General features: G+C 37.8%; 18 protein-coding genes. 13 read left to right on the top strand and 5 right to left on the bottom strand.

What is annotated here, in order from left to right:
• Nucleotides 1-518 precede the first annotated feature (518 nt).
• From ACTYBU_RS05055 to ACTYBU_RS05045, 3 genes are all read left to right on the top strand, one after another.
• Nucleotides 519-1,187, top strand: a complete 669-nt coding sequence (locus tag ACTYBU_RS05055) for an HAD family hydrolase (protein ID WP_445487675.1) — start codon at nucleotides 519-521, stop codon at nucleotides 1,185-1,187.
• A 270-nt stretch (nucleotides 1,188-1,457) separates the two neighbouring features.
• Nucleotides 1,458-2,681, top strand: coding sequence for a mannitol-1-phosphate 5-dehydrogenase (locus tag ACTYBU_RS05050; RefSeq protein ID WP_445487674.1), 1,224 nt, complete (start codon nucleotides 1,458-1,460; stop codon nucleotides 2,679-2,681).
• Nucleotides 2,682-2,959: 278 nt separating this feature from the next.
• A complete protein-coding gene (locus tag ACTYBU_RS05045; protein WP_445487672.1) occupies nucleotides 2,960-4,738 on the top strand; it encodes a glycoside hydrolase family 13 protein in 1,779 nt (592 codons plus the stop codon).
• Nucleotides 4,739-4,847: 109 nt separating this feature from the next.
• On the opposite strand, the gene ACTYBU_RS05040 is transcribed toward ACTYBU_RS05045, so the two are convergent.
• On the bottom strand, nucleotides 4,848-6,422 hold the full coding sequence (locus tag ACTYBU_RS05040) for a response regulator transcription factor (protein ID WP_445487670.1): 1,575 nt from the start codon (nucleotides 6,420-6,422) through the stop codon (nucleotides 4,848-4,850).
• Between the two features lie 644 nt (nucleotides 6,423-7,066).
• Between ACTYBU_RS05040 and ACTYBU_RS05035 the strand changes: the two genes are divergently transcribed.
• Together ACTYBU_RS05035 and ACTYBU_RS05030 are read left to right on the top strand one after the other, a co-directional pair.
• A complete protein-coding gene (locus ACTYBU_RS05035) occupies nucleotides 7,067-9,661 on the top strand; it encodes a glycoside hydrolase family 31 protein (protein ID WP_445487669.1) in 2,595 nt (864 codons plus the stop codon).
• Between the two features lie 175 nt (nucleotides 9,662-9,836).
• A complete protein-coding gene (locus ACTYBU_RS05030; RefSeq protein WP_445487667.1) occupies nucleotides 9,837-12,374 on the top strand; it encodes a glycoside hydrolase family 31 protein in 2,538 nt (845 codons plus the stop codon).
• Between the two features lie 165 nt (nucleotides 12,375-12,539).
• Here ACTYBU_RS05030 and ACTYBU_RS05025 read toward each other — a convergent pair whose 3' ends face one another.
• Complete coding sequence (locus ACTYBU_RS05025; RefSeq protein WP_445487665.1) at nucleotides 12,540-13,805, bottom strand: extracellular solute-binding protein; 1,266 nt, start codon at nucleotides 13,803-13,805, stop codon at nucleotides 12,540-12,542.
• The gene (locus ACTYBU_RS05020; RefSeq protein WP_445487664.1) at nucleotides 13,805-15,637 is read right to left on the bottom strand and encodes a sensor histidine kinase; all 1,833 of its coding nucleotides are present in this window, start codon (nucleotides 15,635-15,637) and stop codon (nucleotides 13,805-13,807) included. The genes ACTYBU_RS05025 and ACTYBU_RS05020 overlap by 1 nt, the downstream gene beginning before the upstream one ends.
• Nucleotides 15,638-15,825: 188 nt before the next feature.
• Between ACTYBU_RS05020 and ACTYBU_RS05015 the strand changes: the two genes are divergently transcribed.
• Both ACTYBU_RS05015 and ACTYBU_RS05010 read left to right on the top strand, forming a co-directional pair.
• A complete protein-coding gene (locus ACTYBU_RS05015) occupies nucleotides 15,826-16,374 on the top strand; it encodes an aldo/keto reductase (protein WP_445487662.1) in 549 nt (182 codons plus the stop codon).
• Nucleotides 16,375-16,581: 207 nt separating this feature from the next.
• Nucleotides 16,582-17,301, top strand: a complete 720-nt coding sequence (locus tag ACTYBU_RS05010) for a metallophosphoesterase family protein (protein WP_445487660.1) — start codon at nucleotides 16,582-16,584, stop codon at nucleotides 17,299-17,301.
• 153 nt (nucleotides 17,302-17,454) lie between these two features.
• Here the strand turns inward: ACTYBU_RS05010 and ACTYBU_RS05005 are convergent, their stop codons facing one another.
• Together ACTYBU_RS05005 and ACTYBU_RS05000 are read right to left on the bottom strand one after the other, a co-directional pair.
• The gene (locus ACTYBU_RS05005; protein WP_445488130.1) at nucleotides 17,455-18,201 is read right to left on the bottom strand and encodes an HAAS domain-containing protein; all 747 of its coding nucleotides are present in this window, start codon (nucleotides 18,199-18,201) and stop codon (nucleotides 17,455-17,457) included.
• A gap of 4 nt (nucleotides 18,202-18,205) precedes the next feature.
• Nucleotides 18,206-18,532 (bottom strand): PadR family transcriptional regulator, encoded by a 327-nt coding sequence (locus tag ACTYBU_RS05000; protein ID WP_445487657.1) that lies wholly within the window; start codon nucleotides 18,530-18,532, stop codon nucleotides 18,206-18,208.
• 631 nt (nucleotides 18,533-19,163) lie between these two features.
• Here ACTYBU_RS05000 and ACTYBU_RS04995 point away from each other — a divergent pair.
• The 6 genes from ACTYBU_RS04995 (at nucleotide 19,164) to ACTYBU_RS04970 (ending at nucleotide 24,689) form a co-directional block, all read left to right on the top strand.
• Nucleotides 19,164-19,985, top strand: a complete 822-nt coding sequence (locus tag ACTYBU_RS04995; RefSeq protein ID WP_445487655.1) for an inositol monophosphatase family protein — start codon at nucleotides 19,164-19,166, stop codon at nucleotides 19,983-19,985.
• Entirely contained in the window at nucleotides 19,963-20,721 is a 759-nt protein-coding gene (locus tag ACTYBU_RS04990) for a glycerophosphodiester phosphodiesterase (protein ID WP_445487654.1), read from the top strand. The genes ACTYBU_RS04995 and ACTYBU_RS04990 overlap by 23 nt, the downstream gene beginning before the upstream one ends.
• 109 nt (nucleotides 20,722-20,830) lie before the next feature.
• Nucleotides 20,831-21,670 (top strand): ABC transporter permease, encoded by an 840-nt coding sequence (locus ACTYBU_RS04985; RefSeq protein ID WP_445487652.1) that lies wholly within the window; start codon nucleotides 20,831-20,833, stop codon nucleotides 21,668-21,670.
• A gap of 18 nt (nucleotides 21,671-21,688) precedes the next feature.
• A complete protein-coding gene (locus ACTYBU_RS04980) occupies nucleotides 21,689-22,666 on the top strand; it encodes an ABC transporter ATP-binding protein (protein WP_445487650.1) in 978 nt (325 codons plus the stop codon).
• A gap of 3 nt (nucleotides 22,667-22,669) precedes the next feature.
• Nucleotides 22,670-23,821, top strand: a complete 1,152-nt coding sequence (locus ACTYBU_RS04975) for an extracellular solute-binding protein (RefSeq protein WP_445487648.1) — start codon at nucleotides 22,670-22,672, stop codon at nucleotides 23,819-23,821.
• A gap of 37 nt (nucleotides 23,822-23,858) precedes the next feature.
• The gene (locus ACTYBU_RS04970; protein ID WP_445487647.1) at nucleotides 23,859-24,689 is read left to right on the top strand and encodes an ABC transporter permease; all 831 of its coding nucleotides are present in this window, start codon (nucleotides 23,859-23,861) and stop codon (nucleotides 24,687-24,689) included.
• Nucleotides 24,690-24,733: the final 44 nt, after the last annotated feature.

The following is a 24,733-nucleotide window of genomic DNA, read 5'->3' as shown; positions in this document are numbered from 1 at the left end:
TATCAAATTTCTTATTTTATATATTAGCTGTTTCAATAAAGCGAACCTTTCCATCAGTGGGGGTTTTCTTCATCCTCCACTGATGGCTAGTTGAACTTATCGGACCTTTACGGGCAAGTTTCACCACCTAGCTTCCTTGATTTCTCGGCATCTTGAGGTCAAATCATGATAATAACTTTTAAAACCTAATCAATCCATTTTCCAATGATTACACAGACTGTTTTAAACGAGGCATCCACCTAAATCCACTAAAAAAACTGCCCATTTTAAATTTTTTCGAATTTTTTTATAATAGCGGTTCCATTGCTATTATATAGATAGTTCTGTATGTTATATTTTCTTACCATCAACTCCTTTCTGAGCCTTCATTCCTTGAACAGTTTGTAAATTAATGTTACGGTTATATAGGAGATTCACATTTTCCGAATAATTTCAAGGTGAATTTTATTTATTTTTATTTTTCTTTGTCATCTATTCTGACATAACTATTTTATTCTGAAGGGAGAAATGAAACGGATATGATTAAAGCAATTATTTTTGATTTCGATGGTACGATTATTGATACAGAAACAGCTTGGTATATCGCTTTTAGAGATGCCTATAAGGAACACGGTGTTGATTTAACACTGGAAAAATACTCAGAATGCCTCGGCACTAGCCTTAACTCCTTTAATCCTTACACTTATTTAAGCACACATCACAATATTCCGATTGATCTGGATGAGTTCAGAACAAGAATCCAAAACGCACACACTGAAATGATGGAGAAAGAAGCTATTAGGCCTGGTATTCTAGATTATTTACAAGCAGCAAAAGAGGCAGGGCTGAAAATTGGCTTGGCGACTAGTTCTGAAAAGGCATGGATTGATAAATTCGTAGACCTACTTGGCATTAGAGACTATTTTGAATGCTTCTGCACAGCGGATAGTGTAAAAAATGTAAAACCAGATCCTGAGCTCTATCATCAAGCATTAGAATGTTTAGGAGTAAAGGCAAGCGAAGCAATCGCAATCGAAGACTCACCAAACGGATCTCGTGCTGCAGTTGCAGCGGGCATTCATACGATCGTTGTAAAAAATACCATTACCAATCAATTGCCATTCGGTACAGGGCATTACACTTATGATTCTTTAGAAAACTATAAATTAAATGATTTAATTGAAAATTTAACACAAAAAATTGGATAACGTTCGTTTATCCCACTCTTAACAGGCAAGACCCTTACCTCAAGATACCGAGAAGTCGAGGAAGCTAGGTAGGGGATAACTGCCCGTTAAGGTCCGATAAGTGCAACTAACTATCAGTCGGGGATGAGGAAAAACCCCCACTGATAGAAGTTTACTTTATTTCAGGTAGATTTTTAGTCGTCCTGCCATCTAAATTACGTTGGTGCGGCGGCTGCATACCTCCTGAAATATCTGAATTTTCAAAGAACAAACCAAAAGGAGAGAACGTATGTGAATAGGTTAACGAAAGAAAAGAATGATTCAATCAACAGGGTGCGCAGACCACTTGCAGTTCATTTTGGAGCTGGAAATATTGGCAGAGGTTTTATCGGATTGCTTTTAACAAAATCTGGTTATGATGTTTGCTTTGCTACACGCAATAAAAAGAAAATATCCCTTCTCAAACAAAGAAACAACTACTCCGTCCACATCGCCAATCAATCGAACGAGAAAATCCTTGTTCAAAACGTTACAGCTATATCTTCTCAAAATAAAGAATCCGTCTTGAAACAGATTGCAGAAGCTGATTTGATCACTACTGCAATTGGTGTATCAAATTTGCCAAATATCGCTAAGAAGATTGCATTAGGAATCGAGCATAGGCTGAAAACCAACAATACTAACCCTCTTCATATCATCGCCTGCGAAAATGCGATAGGTGGAAGCTCCCAACTAAAAGAATTCGTTTATGAGCATCTGCCAGCAGAATGGCATGAACCAGCTGACCGCTTTATCGCCTTTCCGAATGCAGCAGTAGATAGAATTGTTCCTGCACAACACCATGAAGATCCTTTAGAAGTGACCGTTGAGCCCTATTTCGAATGGGTGATTGACCGTTCTGCGATGCTTGGAGGACTGCCAGAAATCAAAGATGTCAAATTGGTAGATTCCCTTGAAGCCTTTATTGAACGCAAGCTATTTACTGTCAATACTGGTCATTGCTGCGCCGCTTATTATGGCTACCTGGAAGGATACACTACAATCCAAGAGGTAATGGCTGACCCTAAATTAAAAAGTCAAATTGAACAAGTGATGCACGAAACGGGAAATATGTTAACAGAGAAATATGAGCTGGATGAATCAAAACACGACGAATACATCCAAAAAATCCTTAATCGTTTCATTAATCCGAAATTAATTGATAAAGTTGTCCGTGTTGGACGATCCCCGCTCCGCAAGCTTTCGATCGGCGACCGCCTCGTCCGCCCAGCCCTTCTAACCTATGATTTAGGCATGGACGTATCCAATCTTACAAAGGCAATGGCTGCCGGACTGTTGTTTGATTATGATAAAGATCCAGAAGCTGTCAAACTAAAAAAAGCAATACGAAAAAACGGCATTCATCACGTTATTACCAAATATTTAGGAATTCCAAGCTCACATCCCATCCATCAAAAAGTCGTCGATCAATATAAAAACTTTAAAGAAAAATATCAGCTAGTACAAGAAGCTTGATTAGAACTGCTCCCTATTGATTTTTACACTTTATCAATGCGGGAGCAATTTTTTTTTTGGAAAATTTCAGAAACTATTTCTTATTTCTTCCCTCTCCTCGTTACTCCTATATTCATCTTCCAATTGATCTTCGATTCTTTCGGACACTAAACAATTAAATGTACTTTTTTCTGAATTTTCATTGAAATTTTCCTCCCATTGCCTTTATAGTAAAACTAGACTTAATTAATGCAAACGTTTGTCCTAGACAACTAAACTAATATATTCGGAGGAAATAGATGATAAAAGAAGCGATTTACCATAGACCAAAAGATAATTTTGCATATGCATTCAACAATCAACTGCTGCATATTCGCTTGCGAACAAAAAAAAGCGATTTAATAAAAGTTGATTTAATATACGGGGATCCATATGATTGGACAGATAATCTTTGGAATAACAAAAAGAAGCCGATGAAACTAGAAGGATCTGATGAATTATTTGATTATTGGTTTGCAGAAGTGACACCTGAATTCCGCCGTTTACGATACGGATTTGAAGTTTATTCAGATACAGAATCTGCCGTATACGGGGAAAGAGGATTCCTCGATAAAGATCCTCGAGATGGCAGTTTTTATTTTTGTTTTCCATTTTTAAATGCTGCAGATATTTTCCAGGCGCCTGAATGGGTTAAAGATACAGTTTGGTATCAGATTTTTCCTGAACGTTTTTGCAATGGCAATCCTGATTTAAATCCGGAAAACACTCTTCCTTGGGGAAGCGAAAAGCCAAAGCCTGATTCTTTTTTTGGCGGTGATTTGCAAGGGGTTATGAACAAGCTGGATTATTTAGTTGAGCTGGGAATTACCGGCATTTACTTTACCCCTATCTTTAAAGCAACTACCAATCATAAGTATGACACCATCGACTATATGGAAATTGACCCGCAGTTCGGTGACAAAGATACACTAAAACAATTAGTGAAAACCTGTCATGAAAAAGGAATTCGTGTGATGCTGGATGCTGTTTTCAACCACAGCGGATATCAGTTCCCTCCATTTCAGGATGTGATCGAAAATCAAGAAAAATCTGTCTATAAAGATTGGTTTCATCTAAAAGAATTCCCTGTTCAAGCCTTTCCTGAACCAAATTATGACACATTTGCCTTTACCCATATGATGCCGAAATTAAATACCGAAAATGACGAAGTGAAAAAGTACCTTCTCACTGTGGCAAAATACTGGATAGAGGAATTTGATATCGATGGCTGGCGCCTTGATGTAGCAAATGAAGTGGATCATGCCTTTTGGAGATCCTTTCGAAATGCTGTCAAAGAAATTAAAAAGGATGCCTATATTCTCGGGGAAGTGTGGCATGACTCCATGCCGTGGCTTCATGGAGATCAATTTGATGCAGTCATGAACTATCCATTTACAGACGCTGTTTTAAACTTTTTAGCAAAAGACAAAATAAATGCGGAACAATTTGCCCAGCAAATTACAAAAGTTGTTGCCTCTTATCCGGCAAACGTAAATCATGTTGCATTCAATTTATTAGGAAGCCATGATACACAAAGAATTTTAACTACCTGCCAGGAAAATATGGACAAGCTGAAATTGCTCTTTTTATTCCAGTTTACCTTTATAGGAACACCTTGTATTTACTATGGAGATGAAATTGGATTAACCGGCGAAAATGATCCAGGCTGCCGAGAATGCATGAAATGGGAAAGAAGTGAACAAAACGAAAAGCTTCTTTCCTATGTAAAAAAATTAATTTCACTAAGAAATAATCATGCCCTTTTACGAAATAAGGGTGAGTTCAGAATACTAGAAGCATCTAAAGAGTCAAACCATCTTGTGTACAGCAAACAAACTGCGGATGAAACCATTATTATTGCTATTAACAACGCAGCGAATGATTTAGCAATCACGATACCAATTGATTTCACCCATAAAAAACCAGTGAATCTATGGAACGGTGAACCGTTGGAGGAATCTTCAAATCTGGAGCTGGCTCCTTATGGATTTACTATTATTCATTTGGAAAATAACCGAGTGACAGCAAAAAACGACTAAACAAAACATCATAGAAAAATCAAAACCTGCTCCCTTTTCACAGCTGAGCAGGTTTATTTTTCCGATATAATCCTGAATAATCATCATTTAAAAATATAAATAAGTGTTTTTACGTGATAGGAGAACATGTTTCCTTGTATTTTTTTCGATATTCCAACGGAGTTAAACCGGTCATTTTTTTAAAAAGTCTGCTGAAATATTTCACTCCATTGAATCCTAAAGTTTCAGCAACATCATATATCCGGTCATCCTCCTCAGCCAAGAGCCGTTTCGCTTCCCGGATTCGCAGCTCAATTAAATAATCGATAAAGTTATAACCTGTTTGTTGTTTAAAAAGGATACTAAAATAGTTTTTACTAATATGTATGGAATCCGCCACCATCTGAAGCGTTAAATTCTCCCTATAATAGGCGTCGATATACTCCAGCGCTTTTGTAATCAACTGCCCGCCGTTGCCGTTGTCAGGAATTCTTGGGGTAAAAGATGGCTCCATCTCCTCCAATACACATTTAAAAAGTGATGCTATTTGATCCAGCGTCTCTGCCTGTTCAAGCAAATCAAACTGATCCGTGAGCAGGGATCCTGTATCTGCCTGAAGCTCCTTAATATGGAGAAGAAGATCGTAAGCCGCTTTCTTTATTTGCTCAGGATTCAAGCATAAGCCTTTCCATTGATCAATTGCATATTCAACCGCAGAGGAAACTGGATCCCCATTGCGGATAATTTCGAAAAAGGGGGACCAATCAAGCGCTTCTATTTCCATTTTTGAAACGTTTATTGCTGCCTGATTTTCTTTCCACTCGTAAATACCTCCAACTCCTTCAAAAAATCGTCTTTGGCAAGCCATCCGGCTATTGGCTAATCCATTCAAAACTCCATAAATGCCTTCCTCTACTGCAAAGCCAACAGAAATCGAAAGGTTTAATTCCGCTTCAACGGATCGTTTCAATCGGAGAATCCTTATATCCCAATTGCAAACACTGACTGGCAATAAAAGAAACAAGCTTCTTTCTCCCGACAACACCGCAGCACCTTCAGGCATATTCTCATAAAACACTTCCTGGAATTCCTCCAACAATAATTGAACATGCAGATAACCGTGTTTTTCTCTTAATTCCTCCGCACTGTCCAGCATTAGATAAATACAAGCATACTGTTGTCTCATCCAGGAAGGAGCCCAATCAATTGAAGAGAAAGATAATTTTGCTTGAACCATCATTCTTTTGATTTGCTGCTCCAGGCATTTCCTTTCTTTGTAAATAGCCTCATGTTGATAATGATTAAATTCTAGTTCCTTCTTTCTTTCTTCCTTCAACATAGATATGCACCGGTGAAGGACTTCAAGAAGCTCTTCAGGATCTAAAGCCGACTTTAGCAAGTAGTCGACCGCCCCAAGTTTAAGCCCCTCTCTAACATATTCATAATCACTGTAGCTGCTTAACATGATCACTTTTAAACTAGGATAAAGCTCTAACGCTTGTTTCATGAGTTCAATGCCATTCATTAAAGGCATTTTAATATCCGTAATAAGAATATCGGCAGAACAGGCATTTAATGCAGTTAGAGCTTCTTCTCCATTAGCACATATGGCTACTGCCATCATACCTTCCCTATTCCAATCGATAAATGCTTCAATTCCATTGCGGCTAATCGGCTCATCATCCACAATAACAACTCGATACATGGCAGTTCCCCCATATCTGTCAGATTCAAAATTCTACATTGCTTTTTGGCATTATATTTCTTTTAAGTTCACATAATTGCGTAGACAAACATTCAATATTATCCACCAGAAAATTTAGACTTTTGATGAAGATCCATTTTTCTATTTTCCTATTAAATAACTATAGTAAGTTCATGTCTTGATACAACGCAAAATATTACTGTTTTAGTAGGAACATAGTGGAATTCAGAGAAAAATGTCAAATGATATATTCTACTATCCCATATACGAAAGAACTAAACAATTACATATTATTCCAACCAAAAGCACTCAAAATAAATTTTTTTAAGCAAACGTTCTAAATCTTCTAAAGATGTACAAACCCGCTTTATTCCATTATTTGTGCCATTTACTTCCTATTCCGAACACGTTAAATAAAAACGCTTTCTTTACTCTTCTCTGTTCTTTTACAATTTTTTGGTGCGTTATCTCCATTGTTTCTAAGGCCTTTACTATTTAGTGTTATTAGTAACCTCAACTTTTGAGGAACATTCCAAAAACAGAAAGGTGGGAATTTATAAGAAAAAATTTCATTATTCCTCAATTAACTTCAATTAATCATGGTTCAGTATTAAATTTTTATTTCAGACAGGAGTGAAGTCTTTATGAAGAAAGGTTTATCATTAGCATTTGCAACCACTGTTTTATTCACTGGCATTGCGTCTACCACGCTCTTTTCTGCCAAACCCGTTTCTGCGGATCTGCAGTTCCCTATAGAAGCATTTAAGCCTACCCCAGACAGGCCTTTGGATAAGAACAATCTTCAAAAACCGATGACTGTGCAAAGTGTAGAGAAGCTGGAAAACGGAGTAAAGCTTGATTTGGGCGACCACGAAGCTTATATAAGATTGCTTACTTCCGATATGGCAAAAATATCGATCTTAAATAAAGGGGATCAAGAATATACCTCAGTCGGAATCGCTAAAACAGATTGGCCTGCTCCGAAGTTCAAAATAAAGGAAGACGACAATCAAATCGTCCTCACTACCGACAGCTTAACGGTAGACATCAAGAAAAGCCAATTTGGAATTAAATATTTAGATCAAGATGGCAACGTCATTAATGAGGATGGGGATCAAGGTCTAGGCTACGAAAATGGCAAGCCTTACGTCTTTAAGAAAACAGATAAAAACGAGAATTTTTACGGTTTAGGGGAAAAAACCGACGGCTTAAACAAACGGGGCAAGGAAGAAGGAATCTGGCATCAGGATCCGTTCCCATATGAGTCAAAATACATTTACCAATCCGTTCCGTTCTTTATCGGCTTAAAAGACAAAAAAGCGTACGGTATTTTGTTTGATAATACATATCGTACTTATTATAACTTTGCAAAGGAAAGCGACGACTACTATTACTTCTATGCAGATGGCGGAAAACTAACTTATTATTTCTTCAATGGACCTCAAATCAAAGACGTCGTTGACCGTTATACCGATTTAACTGGCAAAATTAATCTGCCTCCTGAATGGTCATTGGGCTTTCATCAATCAAGTTGGGCTTATTCTCAAAACGACATGGAAGAAGTAGCTCAAGGATACCGGGAAAAGAAAATTCCAGCGGATGGATTATTCTTTGACATTGAATACATGGACGACTATAAAGCCTTTACATGGGGGAAAAAAGTTCCTGATCCAGCTGGACTGGGCAAAAAAATGGATGAGATGGGCTTCCATCAAGTGAATATCTTTGATCCGGCTATCAGAGCCTTGCCAGGCTATAGCGTATATGATGAAGGGACTAAAAAAGATCTTTGGGTAAAAAATCCAGACGGCAGCAATTTCCTTGGAAAACTATGGCCTTGGGATCCATCGGCTCCACCATCCTCCGTTTACCCGAATTTTATGAAAAAGGAAACGCGAGACTGGTGGTCTATGCAATATAAGCCATTTTTTGATACAGGTATTGACGGTATTTGGAATGATGTGAATGAACCAGTCAGCTTCATTCCTGAAGACCACTGGACACTGCCGCTGGATGCTGTGTTGGAAGATGACAACGGGGTTAAACATACCCATGAAGAAGTACACAACATTTACGCACATATGGAGGAAGAAGCATCTTATAACGCATTCAAATATCTTAAACCGAACGTCCGTCCCTTTATATTAACGCGTTCCGGGTATACAGGTACACAGCGATACGCTGCAACATGGACAGGTGATAACCACAGCACGTGGGAACATCTGCAAATGTCCATACCGATGAATTCGAACCTCGGATTATCCGGTCACCCATTTGTGGGAAATGACATCGGCGGATTTACAAAAAATAAAGAATTAGGTGAAATAACTACACCTGAGTTATTTGCACGCTGGGTAGAACTTGGTGCCTTCCTGCCGTTCTCTCGTGACCATTATAATAATGACGGTGACAGCCCATCTGTTAAACAAAATACAAATAGACAAGAACCATGGCAATTCGGCAAGGATGTTGAGGACATCAGCCGCAAGTATATTTCCTTGCGCTATGAACTAATGCCATACCTGCAAAATGCATTTAAACAAGCAAATGAAACCGGTAATCTAATTCAACAGCCACTCGTGTTCCAATTCCAAAACGATCCGAACACCTATAACAATGAAGACCAATTTATGTTCGGGGATTCTCTGATGATTGCACCGATCGTTCATAAAGGATCTACATCCCGTGACGTATATCTGCCAACTGGCGTAAAATGGGTCGATTACTGGACTGGAGAAGAGCTTGAAGGCGGACAAACAATCCATAAGGAAGCCGATCTGGGAACTCTTCCAATCTACGTGAAGCAGGACTCAATCATTCCGCGCCGCGAAGTTCAGCAATATGCAGGCGAGAAGAAACTGACAAATCTAGTTCTCGATACCCACCTGAAAAGCGATGCTTCCTATAGCTACTATCAGGACGATGCAACTACTGAGGACTACACAAGAGGCGAATTCAACATAACCGACTTCCATGTTGAAAACAAAGAAAACCATATCGAATTCCAACAAGATAAAAAAGTTCAAAAATATGAATCCGACATACAGAATTATACGTTGAAGCTTCATAACACCGAGAAACCAAAGAAAGTTCAATCTGCCAACTATAAATATAAAAAAACAGACAGCATGGATGAAATGAACCAACAAGAAAGAGCCTACTACTTCGATGCTAATGAAGACGTATTGTATGTTAAAATCCCTGTTAATGAGTTTCACAAAGTGAAGATTCAAAAGTAAAAGAAAGTAGCTGTTCACTTGAATAACAGCAATACCTATTTCAATATTCAAACGATATACGGGAAATCTTACTGTATGCAAATATTGTCAAACCATCATCTATTGATTGGAGACTCTTGTCTCCAATCACTTTTTTAACATTCATAAAAATCATATGTCATTGGAGGAAATCTTGATGAAAAGAATCAAAAAATGGTCGGCATTAGTTTTAGCAGCTTCCGTTGTATTGTCAGGAAATGCTATAACACAGCTTTACTTTGCTCAACCGGTTTCAGCGGAAGTCCAGCAGCCTGCTCCTGATACGCCTCTAGATAAAAACAAACTGCAGCAGCCTATGACCGTAAAAAACATAGAAAAGTTGGAGAATGGCATCAAGCTTAATTTAGGCGATCAAGAAGCTTATATACGGCTGCTTACTTCCGATATGGCCAAAGTGTCTCTCTTAAACAAAGGAGAGGATGAATTTATTTCTCCTGGAATTGCCAAAAAGGATTGGCCAGCTCCTAACCTCAAAATAAAGGAAGACGATAATAGAATCCTCCTAACTACCGAAAGTTTAACGGTAGACATCAAGAAAAACCCTTTTGGAATCAAATATTTAGATAAAAACGGAAACGTGATTAACGAAGACGATATGAAAGGCTCCGGTTATGAAAGCGGAAAGCCTTACGTATTCAAAAAAACAGACAAGAACGAAAACTTTTACGGCTTCGGCGAACAAACCGGCGGATTGAATAAACGCGGCTATGATATCGGCATGTGGAACACAGATGCCTATTCGTATACAAAAGAAACGAAATATGTGTATGCAACTATTCCGTTTTTTATCGGTTTGAAGGATGAAACAGCTTACGGGATTTTCTTCGATAATACGTATCGCTCCCACTTCAACATGGCCAAAGAAAGCGATGATTATTATTATTTTTACGCGGACGGCGGAAAACTTACCTATTATTTCATTCAAGGTCCGGAAATTAAAAATGTTGTGGACCGATATACCGATTTAACGGGGAAAATCAACCTGCCGCCGGAATGGTCTCTTGGTTTCCATCAAAGCAAATGGGGCTATTGGCAAGATGACATGGTAAAGGTAGCCAAAACATTTCGAGAAAAGCAAATTCCTGCAGATGCAATGTATGCGGACATCGATTATATGAATGACTACCGCGTCTTTACTTGGGGACCGAAATATTCCAATCCCGACAAGCTGAAGGAAGATATGGACAAGCTCGGTTTCAGATATGTAACGATTAACGACCCAGGTGTTAAAGTGGATGAAGTTTTCGATACGTACCAGGAAGGTACCAAGAATAATTTCTGGGTTAAAAATTCGAATGGAAGCCCCTATGTCGGTTATGTTTGGCCGGGCGAGTCCGTTTTCCCAAATTTCCTAAAAAACGATGTTCGAGAATGGTGGGCGAAAAAGCACAAAGCCCTGTTTGACAAGGGCGTATCCGGCATTTGGAACGATATGAACGAACCTGCCGTGTTTGGCGGTCCCGGATGGTCTATGCCGCTGGATACATTCTATGATGCAGATGACGGCAGCAAAAAATTGAACATGGAAGTTCATAACATCTATGGCCATCTGGAAAACGAAGCGACGTATAACGCATTCAAAATAAATAAGCCGAATATCCGTCCTTTTGTGCTGACACGTGCCGCATATGCGGGAACTCAGCGCTACGCCGCTATCTGGACTGGAGATAACACCAGCAACTGGGATCATCTCCGCATGACAATCCCAATGAACTCAAATCTTGGATTATCCGGTGCAGCGTTTGTAGGCAATGATATCGGCGGATTTGCAAAACCTACATCACAGGACATACCAACGCCAGAACTGTTTGCCCGATGGATGGAAGTTGGCGCCTTTGTACCATTCTCCCGCGACCATTACAGTTGGGATAAGGAGCAAGAGCCGTGGGCATTCGGCAAGGAAGTGGAGGATATTAGCCGTAAATATATTTCCCTGCGCTATGAACTGCTTCCTTACTTGTATAACCAATTCAAACATGCGCAGGAAAGCGGGCAGCCTGTACAGCAGCCGCTTGTATACAAATTCCAGCATGACCGGAATACTTTTAATATTGATGATCAATACATGTTCGGGGATTCATTGATGATTGCTCCAGTAGTAACTCAAGGAGAGACGTCCCGTTCTGTGTACTTGCCAGACGGAGCAAAATGGATAGATTACTGGACTGGAGAAGAGTTTGAGGGCGGTCAAACGATTCATAGACAAGCCGATCTCGCAACTCTTCCAATCTATGTAAAGCAAGACTCGATCATCCCTCGCCGCGAAGTTCAGCAGCATACAGGAGAGAAGCCACTTACCAACTTGATTCTCGAAACATACCTTGACAAGGAGGCTTCACAGACTTTCTACGAGGACGATGCAGAAACAGAGGATTACACGAGAGGCGAATACAACCAAACAACATTTAAGGTAGAGCGCAAGCCTAACGCAATTACATTTAAACAAAAACAAGAGGTTGACAACTACGAAGAATCTAAATTGGAGCAATATACACTGAAATTAAATAAAGTGGAAAAGCCATCTAGAATTCAAGCTGGAAACCACAAATATCAAGAGGTTGAAACACTTGTGGATACACAAAGAAAAACAAATACCTTCTTCTATGATGCAAGTACTAAAATACTTTATGTAAGCATCCCATCTGACGAGAAGAAAGAAGTTCAAATTCGTTAAGAGAACTCAAATAAAGGGAAAAACGATAGTTAACAGGAAAAGAAAAGGAAATCCCAAAAGTATAACCTTTTGGGATTGCCTCTTTAAGAGTATAGACAAAATAGTATTTGTACAAACAGTAGGCGGTCAACAAACGAGATGAACACTACAATGTCCAACCCGTTTTCATTCAGAATCGGAATCAGCTAAAAAATGATCAATCTCTTCTGCCGCCTTTGTTAATCCCTCTTTCACGGAGATTTCACCCTGAAAAATTTTATTCATATAGATCGTGTATACTTCATCCATTTCATCCCAATTTTCCACCGAAGGTCTTTGGAAAGTAAAATCCAGCGCCTCTTGATAAGGAAGATTATATGAATTCTGCTTAAAATTCAATGAATCTGCTGCTTCTAAATTAGTCGGAAAAATCCCTGCTTTCGACATCATCAACTGAGCCTCTTTACTTGTCATCCATTTCAAAAATACCCAAGCAGCTTCTTTATGCTTGCTTCCCTTCATAATAACCAAATTCTCCCCATCCAGGAGGGAAGAAGGCCCTTTATCATGAGGAAAAGGAACAGATATCGTACTATTTAAAGCTCTATGCAATTCTTTCCCGTTCCATATATTATAAAACCATGGACCTTCACCCGTAATCAGCACGTTTCCGCTTTTTACTCCCTCCCAGTTGTCTCCTCCTTCTTCTCCAACCATACGATCAATTAAACCGTCTTCATATAGAGACAATAGTTTTTCCACAGCACGTACAGTTGCTTCTCCATTCAAATAACCGGTCGCCATTCTAAACTTATCATCGGTCAATGAACCACCAAGACCATATATAAATGGCATAGTCCTCCAGATATTAAGCCCCCCTAGTCCGATGCGATAATGCTCTTGTCTTGCCAAATCCAGAGTTTCCTCCATTGTATGGGGTGGCCTCGAATACCCAGCCCTCTTCAAAAGCTTCTGGTTAAAGATGGCCACCTGCACGTACAAATCCATTGGAAGAGAATAGTATTTATTCTGATGAAAACCTGCCCACATGGTCTTGCTATTAAGTGTATTCAGGACTTTTTGGAAATCTGGAAAGTGATTCAAAGGAAAAAGCAAATCATTTTGATAAAAATCTGGAACCCATTCCATTTTCATCCGAACTACGTCTGGTCCACGGTTGGAAAAAGCGCGGGCAATTAATGTATTCTTCAGCCCATTATTGAAAGGTTTTCTTACAGGAATTACTTTAATAGTAGGAAATTTTCGTTCAAAAGCGGGTATCATCTCCTGTTCTAAAATCCTGCTTTCTTTATCGCTGTATGTATGCCAAAACTCGATCACTTGTCCTTTATTCTCATGAAATGTTTGAGTCTCATCTGAAGTGATAAATTTCGATTTTTCACATCCTGCAAGAACAATGATCAACAAAATAAATATCCATTTCCTTATCATTATGCTTTTCTCTTTCCTTCCTGAGAGTTGAATGCAAAAGGATTTCCAAGTAAGATACGTACAGTTGTTCCTTTCCCAAGGGTGCTGGTTATCATCCATTTAGAACTGCCAGCATAATAGAAACGAAGCGTATCGTAAATATGAAGAAGGCCGATGCCCATTTCTCCCTTGGCTATAGCAATCTCTGGTTGAGATAATATTTTTATCTTCTCCTCCCCGATTCCAAGTCCGTTGTCTGAGACGATAAATTCTGTATAATCTCCCCTTGTAAGAACCTGAATCTTGATAAGGCCGTTCGATTCCTTAGGAACAATTCCATGAAAAATAGCATTTTCCACTAATGGCTGCAACAACATCCGAGGGATGACTAGTTCCATTGCTTCCGAATCAACGTCCAATTCTAATAGAATGGTCCGTTCGTATCGCATTTCCAAAATGGCAATATATTTCTTCAGAAAGTCCAATTCCTCTTTAAAAGTTATCATAACACCGCTTTTGCCCATATGAGAATCCAATAGACGGATTAATGCTTTCAAACACAGAGATGCACGATCTTTATCATCAGATTTAATAAACCACCATAGCATATTAAGTGTATTTAGCAGGAAATGGGGATGTATCCTATGCATAACAGCCCTTAGTTTCGCTTGAAGCTTTTCATCCTGCTCCTCCTTCACCTGATCAACCAGTTGTTCAATTTCTTGAAGCATACTGTTAAATTGCTGACTCAAGAGACCTATTTCATCTTTGGATCTCACATTTGTCCTTACCGTTAAATCGCCATTCTTCACCTTCTGCATATCGAGAGTGAGCTGGTTAATTGGCTTTGTTATTCTGCGAACCATCAGCAGGCCGATGCCTATAGAAAGCATGGCGAGAAAACCAGAGGAAAGGAATATGAAGGTCTGCAGCCGCTCCAATGGTCCTGTGATTTCTTGAACAGGCACAGTACCCACGATCTTCCACCCATTGCTTAGCTGCTGCTTAACTCCATAATATGAAATTCCTTTCAAAGTATATTCGAATTCGGATAAGTCATTCTCCATAATACGGTTAAGTAAGTTTTTGTTTTCCACTCTCTTGTTTATTAAGTGGAGATTAGGGTGAATCATGATTTTCCCTTTGGAATCTACAACGAAAAACTTCCCCGTCTTTCCCAACTGTATTTGTTCCAGAACGTTTAAGATAGATCTCCCATTCAAATTCACCTGTATATATCCAATGCGCTTCATATCCTGATAATTTTTTAATACCCTACCTATAGGAAGGATTAAATCGGTATTTTCCCCACCGCCAATTAAACGGTCATACTGCAACTCCTGCCAAACTAAATCACCGTTCTTCTGTTTTGCTTCCTTTATCCATTCCTGATCTGACGCACGCACTCGTATTAGCTTGTACATGGACGTATTATACATATATGGAGAAAAGATGCTTCCAGCCCAATCACTGTCACCTTCTTTCCATACATAAACATTTTCAATGAAGGAGTTTGAGTAAACAACCTGGTTTAGAATACTATTCATATATTGAAAAATCTGACCTTGTTTTTCAACCTCATTTTTGTTTATATTCAAAACTGCGTTCTGAATGTCTGTACTGCTAAAAATAAAATCCGATGTGTCACTACCCGATTTAAAAATAAAAGAAAGGGAATCTGCTGTTTGCTTCGCAATTTGAATCGTATTTTCACGAACGCTTTTTTTAACAACAGAAGTAGATTCCATATTAAAAGCCAGGCTTAAAATAAAGGTTGGAAATAAGATAACAAATAAAAAAACGAGTATTATCTTAAATACAAAACGGTTGAAAAACCGGAGAGTTCGAATCATGGAGGTCCACCTTTATCTTTTTGTCCATAATTATACAGTAAGTAATAGAAAAATTTAATGGTACTTAAATAAGGTGATAAAGGAACTATAAATTATATTAGGGGATACTACGATTAAAAGAATTTTAAAGAGGGGTAGAGCAATACTAGATGTAACATTTCATTAAGTTGAAGCACTATAATGACTGAATGCATAGCAATATTGCCCTTTCCGAGGTTTCTTCCCAAACATTAATACGTGCAAATAATGTTCATCCAATCGCCGCATTACAATCAGAATTTTCGATTTGGACAAGAGATGTGGAAAAAGAAATATTGCCAACCTGCCAAACACTTGGCATAGCTATGGTGCCATACAGCCCATTAGGAAGAGGATTCCTTACTGGAAAAATTCAATCGGTTGAAGGACTGGACGCCAGCGATTTCAGAAGAAAATCCCCACGGTTTCAAGAGGAGAACTTGCACAAAAATCTGCAGTTAATAACAATGATGGAGGAACTGGCCAAACAATTGAACATATCTACTACCCAATTAGCGCTTGCTTGTCTATTAGCAAAAGACGATCAAATTGTCCCGATTCCAGGAACGAAAAGAAAAGAATATTTAGATGAAAACATTGGTGCTGTTGATATTCACCTGCCAGAAGAAATCAAAAATAAATTAGATGAAATAGCGCCAATCGGCATAGCAGCTGGTGAACGGTATCATGAAGCTGGGATTAGTCTAATTGATAATTAACGAGATGGTCCTCTCCCCTTTTTGTTCAATAATAATTGAATAAGAAGGGGACTTTTTTATGTCCAGACTTCTCTTTACATTGTCTTAGTTAACTTCTTCCTAAAGAAATGATACGATAAAGTGAAACTTCCATCAGTGGGGGTTTACTGCCCGTTAAGAGTGGGATAAAGTCAAATATCATTATTTTAAAAGGAGCGTTTATTGCCGATGAAAATTGCGTTCATTTCAGATATTCATGGAAATGCGGTTGCACTCGAATCTGTATTAGAAGATATAAAGAAGAAAAAGGTTGATAAGATTTATGTTCTTGGCGACATTTGTTATCGAGGACCGGAGCCTAAACGTTCGCTTGACTTAGTTCGAAGCTTAAACACAGATATTATTAAGGGAAATGCCGATGAATGGGTTATTCGTGGCGTTCAAAAAGGCGAAGTTCCTGATAAAGTGTTGGAATTAATGAATCTTGAAAGAGAGTGGATCGTATCCAAACTACAGCAAAGTGATCGGGACTACTTGAACAGCTTACCAACTGAACTCCATTTTGAAACAGAAGGCATATCCATCCATGCTTTCCATGCAACACCAACTAGTTTATTTGATGTCGTACTTCCCCAAACAGAGGATGCAGTGATCGAAGAAATATTAATGTCGGGAACGGATTCGGAAGTCTACATTTATGCACATATTCATAAACCGTATATTCGATATATAAACGGTAAAATCATCATGAATATCGGCAGTGTGGGTCTGCCTTTTGATGGATTAACCAAAGCTTCCTATGGTTTAGTAGAAATAAAGGAAAGAAATATCAGCACCTCCATCGAACGAGTTGATTTTGATTTAGAAAAAGTGATTCAACAATATACAGAGGCAAACTATCCAAATGCAGAAATGATGATCAAGGTTATAAGAAATGCTCGGATATAGCTAATCAAATTATTGATAAAGAGGAAGAGTTAAAAGTGACCTTTAGCTCTTTCTCTTTTATTTAACACTAATTTTATGAGCATCAGCTTACAGTAAAAAAAGACTTTTTTCCACAAGAACGCCCTCTCAGCCACATAAAGGAGTAGCTCTTTTTTACAAACGTTTTTCTTTTTTTCGTATTATAAGAAAATAAATCCCCATACAAACCGGAAATAAAATACCGATCACGATTAATTTTGTACTCTCTTGAACGCTAGTTTTATTAATAAGGATCTCTGGTAAAAATAAAATAATTGGAAGAATAATAGATATCCATGTTTTGCTCCAAATCGATATGCCAATGAAAATGAGAATGGAAAAAACAATTGCTATAATATTCCCAACTGTTCCAAACTGAATAACTGGAGTGTAATAGTATCTATCTAAATACATGAGAGCAACAAATAAAGTCGTTGGAGTAATGCCGACCAAACCAAATATTAGCCATTCTTTTGTTTTGGAAATTTCATTGCTTGCAACATACTTAAATAAAACCGCTGTAAGAAACAAAGTTAATAAGAAGATAAACAGATAGCCAACTATATCAAGCAAGGAGTATTTTATTCCTCCGTGTAAAGCATCCCCCATTAAAATATAAGAAAATCCACCTAGGACTATAATAGGGATATATTTTAGTACAGCCTTAAAGTCAAAAGACATTTCTTTTGCTAATTGTGCCATATACTCTTTCGGTGTCTTTCCAATTATATCTTCAATGTTCTTTCCATTTTTTTCAGCCTCATACAAATGGTCTTCTAATTCTCCAATGATTTCTTCCGTCTCCTTTTCATTTTTCCCGCTAGAAAATAAATAAAGCCGTAAATCTTCTAAAAAACCACGACTTTCTTTCGAGATGTTCATCAAATTAATCTTCCTCCCCCAATAAATTATTAACACTAATGGAGATAGTACACCATTTCTCTTTAAACCCTTCCAATTCTTCTCTTCCTTTTCCTGTTAAAGAATAATATTTTCGCTTAGGACCTCCTGAAGGAAGTTCTTTTTGACTTGTAGTCACTAGCCCCTCTTTTTTCATTCTTAGTAATAAAGGATAAATACTCCCTTCACTAACCATTGTAAATCCATAGGTATTTAATTTTTCCATCATTTCATATCCATAGACATCTCCTTTGGCAATAATCGACAGAAGGCATCCCTCTAAAATTCCCTTTAGTATTTGACTGGAAGACAACAAATCCCCTCCTTTCAACTATCTTGTTTTACAATATAGTTGCGCAAAAAAATTCTTAAACTACTTTGCATTACAACATAGTTAAAATTTAACATAAAACAGAATTTATTTCAAGGATATAAAGTGAACCTTTCCATCAGTGGGGGTTTTCTTCATCCCCACTGATGGAAAGCTTGAGCCTTACAGGATGTAAGCCATGCAGACGAAGACATAAGGACGTGGCGCTCTTAGTCTGTATTCTATTGTTCGGACTTTTACGGGCAGTTGTCCCTCACCTAGCTTCCTCAATTTTTTCAGCATCTTGAGGTGGTGGAGGTCTTACTGCCCGTTAAGAGTGGGATAAATTACTGAAATAGAGCTTCCTACCATCTATAACTAACTTCTCCCTACTGTTGTCATTAGATGAAAATTCAAAACTACACCTTATCTCAGTAATGTTCCATTACCACTGCACTACTTTACAAGACCAAAATAATATCTTAATACTCCATTCACATTAACTAAATAAACAAGCATTACTATTATCCACATAGAGGTTGAGATGTCTATACATCTATTAAAGGAGGATAAAGATAAGCAGGCTATGCCGACTCATAATTTTGAAAAATGTTAAAAAGGAAGGATTTTACTATTGATACAAACGTTAAAGAAATACGCAGAACAAATTGCAGTCGATGCTGGAAAATGGATTGTGCAAAACCGCAGCAATATGGACAAAATACAGTACAAGAAAAATCATTTGGACTTAGTTACAGATATCGACCGCTTAAGCGAGGAAAGAATTACGCGCAAAATCCTAGAAATTTTTCCGGAACATGCGATTATATCGGAAGAAACTCAATCCATCCATAAAGACTTTACCAGCCTTGATAGGGATGAGTATTGTTGGATTGTTGATCCGATTGACGGCACCGTAAATTATGTGCACGATATCCCCTATTATTCTATTTCCATTGGCATAGTGAAAAATGGCAAACCAATTGTGGGGGTTGTGTATGATCCGAATCGAGACGAATTATTTTCAGCTGGACAAGGATTAGGTGCTTATGTAAATGGAAAGAAACTGCAGGTTTCTAGTCGTTCCTTAAAAGAAAGTGTATTGCACACTGGCTATTGTGCAAGTGATTGGACGACAACCAGCCCCCTGCGTCATGAATTTGCAAAATGCTACGCAAAATCGCGCAACATCAAAATAGCCGGATCAGCAAGCTTGGATTTAGCCTATGTAGCTTGCGGAAGAATTGATGGATTTTGGCAAAGAGGATTGTCTCCATGGGATATTGCTGCTGGTATACTGCTCGTAACAGAAGCAGGCGGTACAGTATCAGGAGTGGATGGAAGTGTACTTGATCTAAAAACTGGCGATGTAATGGCTACAAATGGAAGTATTCAACAGCAGCTTAAAACTATTCTATCAGAGGTGGATGAAGATGAGAGAACTATTTCAATCTAATAAGAATTCATTAGTAGGAGCACATAGAGGGGCATCTCAATATTACCCGGAGAATACCATGCTTTCCTTTCATAAAGCATTAGAATTAGGCGCCGATTACATCGAACTGGATGTTCATTTAACAAAAGATGAAGTTCCGGTCGTAATCCATGATTCCACATTGGAACGAACAACTGATGGAAAAGGAAAAATAAGAGACTACACGATGGAAGAATTAAAACGGTTCGATGCTGGAAGCTGGTTCGGGAAAGAATTTACTGGATTGGAAATCCCAACTTTGGAGGAAGTGCTTCAGTGGTCTAAAGGCCGGATGGGTGTAAATATCGAATTAAAGCAAGATGTTGAAAAATACGCACATCTAGAAGAAAAAGTTTTAGAGGTTATTAGAAAAACGAAAACAATCAATCAAATTCAAGTAATGTCGTTTAATCATAAAGCAGTGAAAAAAATGAAGGATTTAGATGCAAATGTGTTTGCTGGAATTATTCTTTTTGCGGAAGCTTATAATCCGATACACCTTGTAAAGGAAGTAAACGCCGATTTTTTCAATACTACTTGGATGTTTCATTCAAAAGCAGTGATAGATGAACTTCATAACGAAGGCTACCTTGTTTGTGGAGGCCATTGCGACGATCCAGAAAAATGGGCAGAATTGCAATCATTGGGCATTGATATGGCGGAAACAAATATTCCTGATGTAATGAAAAAGGTAGAGAAAAAGCAGCAGCTTACTTAACAGTTGCAATGGACAGTATATGGGTACCAGATTCTGTGACCAATTGTAAAGTATTCTCTTCTATAGAAAGGATTGAAATACCTAAAAGAATAAAAAAAGGGAGGGAAACATGAAATATTTAAATCCAAATAGACTCTATCATGCGTTAGGAAAACGAAGATTCTTAGAATTCACCCTATTTTCGATATTTTTATTATTTTTCTATAGTCCGCTGCTTAATACATTTATGCTTGCATTTGCAAATATCTATCAAGTGCCTGCTGTTATACCCCAAGAGTTTGGTTTTCGATGGTGGGAGTTTATTTTATCGAAAGATTCCATAATGTCTTCCATCACAAATTCGTTCATGATTGCAGCAATTGCAACCGTTGTTTCCTTACTTGTCTGTATACCAGCAGCTTATGCTCTAGCAAGATATCAGTTCAAGGGTAGAAAAATTATGATGTTTTCCTTTCTGTTATCTAATGCTTTTCCTAAAATGGGGCTTTACGTTTCCATGGGAATTCTCTTTTACAAGTTTAATTTGATGGGGACTTTTACAGGAGTTATCATCGTCCATATTATTAACACGCTAATGTTTATGGTCTGGCTGCCTATGGGAGCATTTAGAAATGTTCACTCTCAACAGGAAGAAGCAGCGAGAGATGTAGGAGCCTCTCCTTTCCAGGTCTTTATAAAAATAACATTGCCACTGGCCATGCCGGGTATAGCCGTTGCATCTATCTTTACTTTTTTAGGATCGTTGGAAGAAGCAGAAGGAACCATGCTGGTTGGATTTCCGCAAATTAATACAATGGCTACGGAAATGTACGGTATCATCAGCGACTACCCTGCAACCGCAGGAGCAGTATTTGCCTTAATTTTAATCGTCCCTGCCATTTTTATTATTTCGATATTAAAGAAGTATATTAATCCGAATTCGATTTCTGGTGGAATAAAAGTTAAATAAATAGAATGGAGTGTTGAAATGACTACTCTGCCACTAAAAGTACAAATTGAAGGTTTAACAAAAAAATATCCGAACGGAGACGGTGTAGAAAATATTAATCTTGAAATCTATGAAGGTGAAATCCTTACATTACTTGGTCCTTCAGGTTGTGGAAAAACAACAATACTAAGAATCCTCGGTGGATTTAATGACATTGATGATGGAAAGGTCATTATCGATGGTAAAAATGTGGTCGATTTAGTGCCAGAGAAGAGACCAACAGCTATGGTGTTTCAGAGCTATAACCTATGGCCGCATATGACCGTTTATGAAAATCTAGCGTTTGGCATGAAATTGAGAAAAATTCCAAAAGCTCAAATAAAAGCAAAAATAGCCGAAATGCTGGAAATGGTCAAAATGGGTGAATCAGAGAAAAAATACCCAAATCAATTATCAGGTGGTCAACAACAGCGAATTGCCATAGCAAGATCGCTGCTGCTTAAACCATCCGTATTGCTGCTAGATGAACCCTTCTCTGCGTTGGATGCAAAAATTCGGATGCAGATGAGAGAAGAATTAAAAAGAATTCAATCAGAATTAAATATTACAGTCGTGTTTGTTACACATGATCAAGAAGAAGCAATGTCCCTCTCCCATCGAATCGTTGTTATGGAAAAAGGAAAAATTGCTCAGATTGGAACACCTACTGAAATATATGACAACCCGAATTCTCAATACGTTGCTTCCTTTATTGGGGAAATGAACTTTATTCCTCAAGCGAATGCTCTATTAGCAGTTAGACCAGAAGATATTAAAATCTATATAGATGAAACTGGGGACTACAAAGGAAAGATACAAAGCGTTATGATCCTTGGACATTTTGCATCCGTTCATATCAACTATGATGAACAAGATATAAAAGCCTTTGTACCAAGATTAGAATCTCAAACTTTAAGTGAAGGAATGGCAGTTTCTTTTCATATCGAAAAATATCAAACTTATAAAAAAGGAGCATAACAAATGAAAAAGATAATGAAATCAATAGGAGTTCTTTCGTTAGCCAGTGCATTATTAGTAGGTTGTTCAACAAATTCGGAGAAGTCAAATACAAAAAAAGAAACGGTTACTATTTGGTCATATGGTTCCGATAATGTCAAAAATACGTATGAAATGCTTGCTGATTCCTTTAATAAAAGTGACTATGGAAAGAAATATGAACTGAATGTTGAATTTATCTCCTCTGGAACAAATGCTCAGAGCTTAAGAGATAGAACAATCGCTGCGGAAAAAGCAGGAAAAAAAGACACAGACTATGACATTATTGAAGTGGCTGATGCGGAATTATCTGCTTATATGTCTGAAGGAGGAGAAGACTTTTTTGAAAAAATTGACAAAAGCAAGGTTCCGAACGCTAAAAATGTGATCGCACAAACATCCACTGGCCAAGATATCCTTTTGCCTTATAGAGGAACAACAGTAGTTTTAGCATACAATTCTGATAAAGTGAAGAATCCTCCAAAAACAAGCGAAGAATTGTATCAGTGGATTAAAGAGCATAAAGGCAAATTTGCTTATAACTCTCCAGGCACAGGTGGAGCAGGTGGATCTTTTGTCACTACATCTGTTTATAATAAACTGCCTGCTGAAGCGCTAATGTCTTCCGATGCAAAATGGAAAGAACAGTGGCAGCCTGGATTTGATTTATTAACGGAATTACACCCATATTTGTATCAAACAGGTGGAAAAACAGTTTATCCACACAAGAACCAAGGTGCATTAGATCTTTTAGCGAATCAAGAAATTGATATAACTCCTGCTTGGGTGGACCAAGTGGTAAATGGAATAAATACAGGCATCTTGCCAGAATCAATTAAAATGGCTCAAATTGATCCAGCATTCACAGGAAATTTAGCGACATTAGCTATTCCAAAAATCGGCGGAAATTCAGAGGGTGCTCATGCGGTAATGGACTTTATGGTTTCGTCAGAAGCACAAACGATCTTACTTGATCAAATGGGGGCTTTCCCAGTTATAGATACAAGCAATGTTAAATCGGATAATACAAAAATGATTTCAAAATTTGATATTAGTAAATTTAGAACATCAAGTACAGGAATATTAGGCACCGACCTTATTAAAAAATGGGATGAAGAAATTGCCACACTAAAATAGGACTTATGGAAAAGGAGATAACATGACAAAAGAATTCATGAAAAAACTTACGCCTTACGTTCTCATTCTTCCATCTTTTGCGATAGTCATTCTATTTGTTGTCTATCCGATTCTTAACGCTGTTATTAGAAGTTTTCGAGATCCAGAAACTGGATCTCTTACCTTTACTAATTATACTTATTTTTTTACCGAACCAATCCAGCTGGATAATATAGAATACACGATACTTATCTCTATAGCGACAGTAGTGTTGACGTTGCTCTTTACTTATCCATTTTCTATTTATCTGCGTTTCAGCAAATCAAAATTAAGCAAATGGCTTTATAATTTAAATTTACTGCCGCGATTTATACCAGGAATGGTAGCCGTGTATGCGGTCATGCTAATTATTAATGATGCTGGCGTTATTAATAGATTCAGCAAACTACTTGGATTCGATTGGAAATTAGGTGTATTGTACAGCTATAAAAGTATTATTCTTTTAAATTTATGGTTTAATATTCCGTTTGCAACGTTGATTATTACTGCCGCTTTAACCGGGGTTAAAGAATCTTTATTAGAAAGTGCAAAAGATATTGGAGCAAGTAAACTAACTATTTTCAGAAAAATAATTTTACCATTATCCTATAAAGATGCACTTATTGCCGTAACGTTTGTATTTATGAGTAATATTGGATCATTCACTACTCCGTATCTAGTAGGCGGAAATGCTCCAAAAATGTTAGGCATTGCATTGTTTGATCAATTTAACAGTTATATGGCTTACGAAAGGGCCGCGGCTTTATCTGTCATCATGTTTCTTATCTGCTCCATTTCAGCAATTGTCTATATTTATTCCAATTTGAAAGAAAGCAAATGGGAGACTTGATTAGGAACATACAATCCAAGCATACTTTTACCTTGATAGACGAT

The organism is Niallia sp. 03133 (assembly GCF_052663225.1).
This window is presented reverse-complemented; position numbering and strand designations above follow the sequence as displayed.

Coding starts and splice junctions, on each gene's coding strand:
- ACTYBU_RS05025 (WP_445487665.1), bottom strand. CDS start 13,805: ATGATAAGGAAATGGATATTTATTTTGTTGATCATTGTTCTTGCAGGA.
- ACTYBU_RS04975 (WP_445487648.1), top strand. CDS start 22,670: ATGAAAAAGATAATGAAATCAATAGGAGTTCTTTCGTTAGCCAGTGCA.
- ACTYBU_RS05035 (WP_445487669.1), top strand. CDS start 7,067: ATGAAGAAAGGTTTATCATTAGCATTTGCAACCACTGTTTTATTCACT.
- ACTYBU_RS04980 (WP_445487650.1), top strand. CDS start 21,689: ATGACTACTCTGCCACTAAAAGTACAAATTGAAGGTTTAACAAAAAAA.
- ACTYBU_RS05020 (WP_445487664.1), bottom strand. CDS start 15,637: ATGATTCGAACTCTCCGGTTTTTCAACCGTTTTGTATTTAAGATAATA.
- ACTYBU_RS04970 (WP_445487647.1), top strand. CDS start 23,859: ATGAAAAAACTTACGCCTTACGTTCTCATTCTTCCATCTTTTGCGATA.
- ACTYBU_RS04985 (WP_445487652.1), top strand. CDS start 20,831: ATGAAATATTTAAATCCAAATAGACTCTATCATGCGTTAGGAAAACGA.
- ACTYBU_RS05015 (WP_445487662.1), top strand. CDS start 15,826: ATGCATAGCAATATTGCCCTTTCCGAGGTTTCTTCCCAAACATTAATA.
- ACTYBU_RS05040 (WP_445487670.1), bottom strand. CDS start 6,422: ATGTATCGAGTTGTTATTGTGGATGATGAGCCGATTAGCCGCAATGGA.
- ACTYBU_RS05010 (WP_445487660.1), top strand. CDS start 16,582: ATGAAAATTGCGTTCATTTCAGATATTCATGGAAATGCGGTTGCACTC.
- ACTYBU_RS05030 (WP_445487667.1), top strand. CDS start 9,837: ATGAAAAGAATCAAAAAATGGTCGGCATTAGTTTTAGCAGCTTCCGTT.
- ACTYBU_RS05045 (WP_445487672.1), top strand. CDS start 2,960: ATGATAAAAGAAGCGATTTACCATAGACCAAAAGATAATTTTGCATAT.
- ACTYBU_RS05005 (WP_445488130.1), bottom strand. CDS start 18,201: ATGAACATCTCGAAAGAAAGTCGTGGTTTTTTAGAAGATTTACGGCTT.
- ACTYBU_RS05055 (WP_445487675.1), top strand. CDS start 519: ATGATTAAAGCAATTATTTTTGATTTCGATGGTACGATTATTGATACA.
- ACTYBU_RS04990 (WP_445487654.1), top strand. CDS start 19,963: ATGAGAGAACTATTTCAATCTAATAAGAATTCATTAGTAGGAGCACAT.